Raw genomic sequence first — 7,837 nt, 5'->3', positions numbered from 1 at the left:
TGGGCATGGTGTTCCAGAACTTCAACCTGTGGAGCCACATGACGCTGATCGAGAACGTCATCGAGGTTCCGGTGCATGTGCTGGGCGTCAGGCGCGAGGAGGCGGTCGCCCAGGCCGAGAAGCTGCTGGCGCGTGTGGGCCTCGCCGAGAAGCGCGACGTCTATCCGGCCTATCTGTCCGGCGGCCAGCAGCAGCGCGCGGCGATCGCCCGGGCGCTGGCGATCAATCCGCGCGTCATGCTGTTCGACGAGCCGACCTCGGCGCTCGATCCGGAACTGGTCGGCGAGGTGCTGAAGGTGATCGGCGATCTGGCGCGCGAGGGACGGACAATGGTTCTGGTCACGCATGAAATGAAGTTTGCCCGCGAGGTCGCGACGCATGTCGTCTACCTCTACAACGGGCTGGTCGAGGAGGAAGGCCCGCCGGAACAGCTGTTCGGCGCGCCCAAATCCGAAAGGCTCAAGCAATTCCTCCGCAACGTCGGCTAGGACCGAAGTGAAGCGGGGCGAAAACCGGGAACACAACAAACTGGGAGTCCTGACATGAAGACTGTTCTCAAGACATTCGCCGCGGCGCTGCTTCTCGGCGTCGCCGCGATGGGCGTCGCCAAGGCCGATCCGATCAAGGTCGGCGTCGCCGCCGAACCCTACCCGCCCTTCGCCTCGCCCGACGCTTCCGGCAAATGGGTCGGTTGGGAGATCGATTTCATCGACGCCGTCTGCGCCGAGGAGAAGCTCGACTGCGTCATCACCCCTGTCGCCTGGGACGGCATAATTCCGGCGCTGACCACCAAGAAGATCGACCTCATCGCCGCCTCGATGTCGATCACCGAAGAACGCAAGAAGACGATCGACTTCTCCGACAAGTACTACAACACGCCGACCGCCATCATCGGCCCGAAGGACCAGAAGTTCGGCGCCACGCCGGACGATCTCAAGGGCAAGGTCATCGGCGTCCAGGTCTCGACCATCCACGCCGTCTACGCCAAGAAGCACTTCACCGGAGCGGCGGAGATCAAGGAATACCAGACCCAGGACGAAGCCGACCAGGATCTCGCCGCCGGCCGTCTCGATGCGGTGCAGGCCGATTCCATCGCGCTCGACGCCTTCCTCAAGTCGGACCAGGGCAAGGCATGCTGCGACCTGAAGGGCATGGTCGCGCCTGATCTCGATGTTCTCGGACCGGGCGTCGGCGCCGGCCTGCGCAAGGAAGACACCGACCTGAAGGAAAAGATCAACGCCGGTATCAAGGCCATCCGCGCCAATGGCAAATATGCCGAGATCACCAAGAAGTACTTCGATTTCGACGTCTATGGCGACGACCCGCAGTCGAACTGACGGTCCCACCGCATGAGTGAGCGACCTCGCGGCGTGCCCGGCACGCCGCGAGGTTTCGCCGGCATCTGTCCAAGCAGGCTTTCCGCGGGCGTATAGCACCGGGCGGTCCTGGCTCCAGCAATCCGGGGGCGAAGCTGATCGACGCATTTCTTCCGGCCTCGGCGGCCGGCATCATGGAGCTCCTCTCGCCCACGCCGCCGGGTTGGGGCGGAACGCTGTTGGTCGGCCTGCTGCATTCGATCGAGATCGCCATCGGCGCCACTTGCCTCGGGCTTCTGATCGGCACCGGCGGCGCCTATGGCAAGCTCTATGGCGGCCCGGTGGTGCGCGATCTGCTCGCCGTCTACACGACCATCGTGCGCGCCGTACCGGAACTGGTGCTGATCCTGCTGCTCTATTATGCCGGCACCGACCTGATCAACCAGGTGCTGACGGCGATGGGCTACCAGCGCGTCGACATCAGCGGGCTGGCGGCCGGCATTTTCGTCCTCGGCTTCGTCCAGGGCGCCTATTCGACCGAGGTCATCCGCGGCGCCATCCTGTCCATCCCGCAGGGGCAGATCGAAGCTGCCCGCGCCTATGGCATGCCGCCAAGCCTGCTGCTCAGACGCATCACCTTGCCGGCGATGCTGCCTTTCGCCATTCCCGGCCTTGCCAATCTCTGGCTGATCGCCACCAAGGACACCGCGCTGCTGGCCGTCGTCGGCTTCTTCGAACTGACCCTTGCCACGCGGCAGGCCGCCGGCGTCACCAAGGCCTATCTGACATTCTACGTCGCGGCGGGCGCGCTCTACCTTTTGCTGTCGCTGTTCTCCAACCTGATCATCGGCCGCGTCGAGGTATGGTCGCGGCGCGGCATGCCTTCGGTCAAGGAGGCGCGCTGATGGCCAACGAAGCCGTCGTCGTCAACGCCGTCGCGCGCGCCTCGCTGTGGCTGCAGCCGCATCGCATCGTGCTGATCCTGATCGCGCTGGGGCTGGTCCTCGGCGCCGCCTTCTTCATGCGCTGGGACTGGCTGCCGCAATATTGGGAAATGGGTCTCATGGGCATCTGGCGGGCGCTGTGGATCCTGGCCGTCACCTGCTCGCTGGGCTTCCTGCTCGCGGTGCCGCTCGGGCTGGCGCAGGCCGGTGGCCCGTTCTGGTTCGCCATGCCGGCCAAGGTCTTCTGCACCATCATCCGGGGGACGCCGCTGCTCCTGCAGCTCTGGCTGCTCTATTACGGCTTGGGTTCGCTGTTTCCGCAATATCCATGGATCCGCGACTCCTGGATGTGGCCATATCTCAGGCAGGCCTGGCCCTATGGCGTGCTGGCGCTGACCCTGTCCTTCGCCGGCTACGAGGGCGAGGTGATGCGCGGCGCCTTCGCCGGCGTGCCGAAGGGGCAACTGGAAGCGGCACGCGCTTTCGGCATGAGCCGCTGGAAGATCTTCCGCCGCATCTGGCTGCCGCAGGCCTTCTACCGGGCGCTACCGACGCTGACCGGCGAAACGGTGCTGCAGCTGAAGTCGACGCCGCTGGTAGCAACGATCAGCGTCATCGACATCTTCGCCGTATCGTCAAAGGTACGGCAGGACACCTACCTCACCTACGAACCCTTGCTGCTGCTGGCGTTGATCTATATGGCCATCACCGGCATCCTCGTCTTCGCCTTCAGCCGAATCGAGGCGCGGATCCCGGTCAAGATCGGTTAGAAGTGAGTAGCGAATAGCGAGTAGCGAATAGGACACGAGGCGGCCAACAGCCCACCATTCCCATTCGCTATTCCCTACTCGCTACTCGCTGCTCACTAGGAACCCATCACCATGCAACTCAGTCTCGATCAGGCAACAGGGCTGTGCCGGATGGCGGCGCTTGGCGCCGGCGCCAACGAGGAAAACGCACAGTCGCTCGCCGCTTCCATCGTCGCGGCCGAGGCGGAAGGGCTCACCAGCGTCGGGCTGACGCATTTCATCGACTATCTGGAGGCGATCGAAGCCGGCCGCATCGACGGCAATGCCGATCCGGTCATCACCAGGCCGGCGCTCGCCGTCTATCTGTCCGACGCGCGCGGCGGCCTCGCCCATACCGGCTTCGACCGCACGATCGAGGATCTCGCCAAGGCGGCAAAACTCTTTGGCGTCGCCATCTTTTCGCAGAGGAACGCCTATACATGCGGCGCGCTCGGCTATTTCACCGGGCGGCTGGCAGCGCAGGGGCTGGTGTCCTTCGCCGCCACCAACGGGCCGGCGGTGCTGGCCGGCTCCGGCTCGGTGAAGCCGGTCTACTGCACCAATCCGATGTCGTTCGCCGCGCCCGCCGCCGACGGATCGCCGCTGGTCATCGACCAGTCGTCAAGCGCCACCGCCTTCGTCAACATCCGCAAGGCGGCCGAGGACGGCAGGAAAATCCCCGAGGGCTGGGCGCTGGACGCCAGCGGCAATCCGACCACCGACCCGGCGGCTGCCATGAAAGGCGCCATGCTCGCCTTTGGCGGCCAGCGCGGCGCCAACATCGCGCTGATGGTCGAGGTGCTGGCGGCGGGCCTTTCCGGTGCCAACTGGTCGCTTGACGCGCCCTGGTTCACCGGCGGCCCGGACAGCCCGGGAACCGGGCTTTTCGTGCTCGCCGTCGAGCCCAAGCTGCTCGACCCCGATTTCGAGCAGCGCATGCGTGACCAGCTCGACCGGCTGCGCCGCCGCTATGGCGTGCATGTGCCGGGACGTGCTCGGGCCGAGGCGGCGGAGAAGGCCGTGGCGCGCGGCATCACCGCGCCCAAGGCGGTGATCCAGCGCATCTCCGAATTCGCCGAGCGCTATTCCTCCCGCTGACTTCGCGGCCCGAGCCCCGCGGTCTACCTGAGCCCGGCATTTAGGCGCGGCTTTTCGCACCCGACTGAACCTTTTTGCTCGTCGCGGCGACCCATCTCCAGCATCTCACACCGCGAGCCGCAGGGGTGCTTTGTCGCGGCTTGCGGTTGGCGGCGCCGTGCCGGGCGTTCAGGGCTGGGGCGGGCGTGCTTGTTCACGCCGAACTTGATGCCGTCTCAGGTCAGGCCGTCTCGTCAGACCCTGTTTCGGTGCGTGCGTCACCCGGAAAACCCCGCTTCGGCGGGGTTTTCTGCGTTTCACGCCTGACGCGATAAAACATTCTTCTTTTGGTCAACTTTTGTTTATTTGACTGCATTCCCGCAATCGGGCGTTTGCGGGATCGTCGCAACAAAGGAGACCTTGATGTCCGCGAGTACCGATATGTCGAGCAAGAGACTTTTCATCCCTGCCCTCGGTGGCTTCTACGCGGCCTTGAACAACACGGCTGAAACCGTCCTGCGCGCAGTAGCGGGCATCTTCCTCGCCATCCACGGCTCGCAGAAGATTACGGACCCGTTCGGCGCCACCGAGATGGTCGAAGGGCTCGGCTTCTATCCGGGCGCCTTCTGGTCGCCGCTGCTTGCCTGCACCGAATTCTTCGGCGGCATCCTGATCGCCATCGGCCTGTTGACCCGTCCGGCCGCGTTTGCCGGCCTCATCGTGCTCCTGGTCACGGTGTGGTTCCACTGGATGAGCATGGGCCAGGGTTTCTCCGGCGCGGAAAAGTCACTCATCTGGGCGGCGATCCTGCTCTTCTTCGTCATCCGCGGCGGCAACAGCCAATCGGTCGACGCCCGGATCGGCAGGGCGTTCTGACGAGGGCAGAAACAAGCCTCGTGATTGGTTCCGCATGCCCTTTGCCTTTGGCGCGAAACCGACTATGAAACGGCTTCAGCCAAGAGCCAGTGCCACTTGGAAAGCGCGCCGGAGCCAGCCATGACCGAAATCCTGCAGATCCCAAAGCTCGTCGTCGTCTTCGGCGGCTCCGGCTTTGTCGGCCGTCATGTCGTGCGGGCGCTGGCCAAGCGCGGCTACCGCATCCGGGTCGCCTGCCGCCGCCCCGATCTTGCCGGCCATCTGCAGCCGCTCGGCAATGTCGGCCAGATCCAGCCGGTACAGGCCAATGTGCGCGTGCGCTGGTCGATCGACCGCGCCGTGCAGGAAGCCGACCATGTCGTCAACCTGGTAGCCATATTGCATGAGAGCGGGCGGCAGAAGTTCGGCGCCGTGCACGACTTCGGGGCCCGCGCCGTGGCCGAGGCTGCGCGCTCGGTCGGCGCCGGCCTCACCCACATCTCGGCGCTGGGCGCCGATCTCAATTCGCAGTCGGTCTACGCGCGCACCAAGGCGCTCGGCGAGAAGGCCGTGCTGGAGACGATCAGCGACGCCGTGATCTTCCGGCCCTCGATCAATTTCGGCCCGGACGACGGCTTCTTCAACCGCTTCGCCAACATGGCGCGCCTTTCGCCGGTGCTGCCACTGCTCGGCGGCGGCCAGACCAAGTTCCAGCCGGTCTATGTCGGCGACGTCGCCGAAGCCATCGCGCGCTCGGTCGACGGCAAGGTCGAAGGCGGCCGCATCTACGAGCTCGGCGGGCCGCAGGTGCTCACCTTCAAGGAATGCATGGAAGAACTGCTCACCGTGATCGACCGCAAGCGGATCCTGGTGCCGGTGCCGTGGTGGGTGGCGAACCTGCAAGCCTCGATCCTCGGCCTGCTGCCCAACCCGCTGCTGACCAAGGACCAGGTGCTGCAGCTGCGCGCGCACAACATTGTGTCCGACCAGGCCGCCCGGGAAAGCCGGACGCTTGCCGGCCTTGGCCTGCAGCCGCAGTCGATCGGAACCATATTGCCGAGCTATCTCTGGCGCTTCCGCGCCGCCGGCCAGTTCCAGCGCAAACCCGCGGCCTGACCGCGAAACCAGCCAAGCGGCTATGAACCGCGTACGGTGACCTGCATCGGCAGGCCGCCTTGCGGCTGCGTCGTCAGCTTCTGCACCGGCCATGGGTGGGTTTCGGGCGTGCTGTCGAAGCGGAAGCGCGACAACAGGATGGCAAGCGCGATGATCGCCTCCTGCATGGCGAAGCTGGCGCCGATGCAGACGCGCGGGCCGGCGCCGAAGGGTAGATACTGGAAGCGGTCGATGCGGTCGCGGTTTCCCGGATGGAAGCGTTCCGGCATGAAGGCATCCGGCCTGTCCCACAGCTTGCGGTGGCGGTGGACGACCCAGGGCATCACCAGTACGGCGGCATATTTCGGTATATGCAGGTCGTTCCAGGTTTCCGGCTCGATCGGCTCGCGGTTGATCGACGGCGCCGGCGGATAGAGCCTGAGCGCCTCCTCGAAGGCAGCGCGGGTGAGCGGCATGGCGTCCAGCCATTTTGTTGGATCGGGCTCCCGCGACAGCACGTCGTCGATCTCGCGCTCAATCTTGTCGCGCTCCCATGGCGCCTCGGCCAGGCAATAGAGCGTCCAGCCGAGCGCGCGGGCCGTCGTCTCGTGGCCGGCGCCGATGAAGGTGATGATGTTGTCCTCGACTTCCGAGCGCGTCAACCCGTCCGGCCCTTCGGCCTTGAGCAGAAGTGTGAGGAAGTCCTGCGGCACATGATCGGGGTCCCGCTTCAATCGCTCCTCGCGCATCTTCACCGTGCCGGCGACGATGTCGCGGAAATAGGCCATGGTCTTGCGGCCGCGGATGCGGGTGAGCCGCGGCAGCCATAGCGGAGCGCGCAGGAGGTCGAGCGGATCGACCCGGCCCATGGTCTCGAACAGGCGGTCGATCTCCTTGGCGAAGCCGCCGGGTTCGCCGGCGATCTCGCCGGAAAACAGCGTCTCGGCAAGGATGTCGAAGGTGAGCAGCGTCATGTCGTGCGCGATGTCGGTGGTGCCGCCCGCCTCGTAGCGGGCGACGAACTCCAGCGTGCGCTTCAGCATCGGCTGGGCGAAACCGAAGATGTGGCGCGGCGTGAACACCGGCGCCATCGCCTTGCGCGAGCGCTTCCACACCTCGCCTTCGGCGGTGAGCAGGCCGTCGCGCAGGATCGGGCGCAGGATCATCTGGCGCACCGTCGCCATCTTGTAATTCCTGGCATTGTCGACCAGCACATGGCGGATGAGGCCGGGATCGTTGGCGATGACCAGCGGCCCGCCGATGCCGTTCACCGAGATCCATGGCTGGTTGTAGGTCGGCTCGCCCCACAGTTCGAGCGGATTGCGATAGACGATGCGCATCATCTCCAGCGTCGACGGCGGCGAGGTACGCGGCTTCGGCGCCGGCGGCACGAAGGGGGCGGGCTGGGTGTCCATGGCTTGCTCCGCTTGTCCCTTCGAATGTAGTGGTTGCCTGGGCCGGCGTCCATGCGGCCGAAGGGCCGGACCGTGACCGCCCTCCCTTCGGCAATGTCCGCTCCCGGGAATCTGACTGTCCGCTCGCCGCGGCTTCTTGCCGCCTACCGCCGCATGCCTTAGGGGCAGTCACCGACAGATACCAAGCGCAGGAGCCCCGCCTTGAAACACCGGCTGAACATCATCATCGGCAGCACGCGACCCGGCCGCGCCGGCCCGATCTTCGCTGAATGGCTGGACGGCTTCGCGCGCGAGCACGGGAAATTCGAACCCGTGCTCGCGCGCGAAGCCGTCCAGCCATTCAGCGA

At 65.6% G+C, this 7,837-nt stretch carries 8 protein-coding genes; 7 read left to right on the top strand and 1 reads right to left on the bottom strand.

Annotated features, from left to right (window positions below):
* The 7 genes from EN742_RS16410 to EN742_RS16380 all read left to right on the top strand — a co-directional run.
* The coding region (locus EN742_RS16410; protein ID WP_128333030.1) for an ATP-binding cassette domain-containing protein at positions 1–488 on the top strand (488 nt) is incomplete at its 5' end.
* A 54-nt stretch (positions 489–542) separates the two neighbouring features.
* Positions 543–1,337, top strand: coding sequence for a transporter substrate-binding domain-containing protein (locus tag EN742_RS16405; protein WP_127406350.1), 795 nt, complete (start codon positions 543–545; stop codon positions 1,335–1,337).
* Positions 1,338–1,555: 218 nt separating this feature from the next.
* A complete protein-coding gene (locus tag EN742_RS16400) occupies positions 1,556–2,221 on the top strand; it encodes an ABC transporter permease (RefSeq protein WP_189375370.1) in 666 nt (221 codons plus the stop codon).
* A complete protein-coding gene (locus EN742_RS16395; protein WP_126056893.1) occupies positions 2,221–3,030 on the top strand; it encodes an ABC transporter permease in 810 nt (269 codons plus the stop codon). Before EN742_RS16400 ends, EN742_RS16395 begins: the two co-directional genes overlap by 1 nt.
* A gap of 111 nt (positions 3,031–3,141) precedes the next feature.
* Complete coding sequence (locus EN742_RS16390; protein ID WP_128333029.1) at positions 3,142–4,146, top strand: Ldh family oxidoreductase; 1,005 nt, start codon at positions 3,142–3,144, stop codon at positions 4,144–4,146.
* 402 nt (positions 4,147–4,548) lie between these two features.
* The gene (locus EN742_RS16385) at positions 4,549–5,001 is read left to right on the top strand and encodes a DoxX family protein (RefSeq protein ID WP_126056895.1); all 453 of its coding nucleotides are present in this window, start codon (positions 4,549–4,551) and stop codon (positions 4,999–5,001) included.
* Between the two features lie 120 nt (positions 5,002–5,121).
* Complete coding sequence (locus EN742_RS16380; RefSeq protein ID WP_126056896.1) at positions 5,122–6,096, top strand: complex I NDUFA9 subunit family protein; 975 nt, start codon at positions 5,122–5,124, stop codon at positions 6,094–6,096.
* Between the two features lie 20 nt (positions 6,097–6,116).
* On the opposite strand, the gene EN742_RS16375 is transcribed toward EN742_RS16380, so the two are convergent.
* The gene (locus EN742_RS16375; protein WP_126056897.1) at positions 6,117–7,490 is read right to left on the bottom strand and encodes a cytochrome P450; all 1,374 of its coding nucleotides are present in this window, start codon (positions 7,488–7,490) and stop codon (positions 6,117–6,119) included.
* Positions 7,491–7,837: the final 347 nt, after the last annotated feature.

Source organism: Mesorhizobium sp. M4A.F.Ca.ET.020.02.1.1, from assembly GCF_004022645.1.
Classification (GTDB): Bacteria; Pseudomonadota; Alphaproteobacteria; order Rhizobiales; family Rhizobiaceae; genus Mesorhizobium.
Note: the sequence above shows the minus strand (reverse complement) of the source record. Positions and strands in the feature narration are given on the sequence as shown.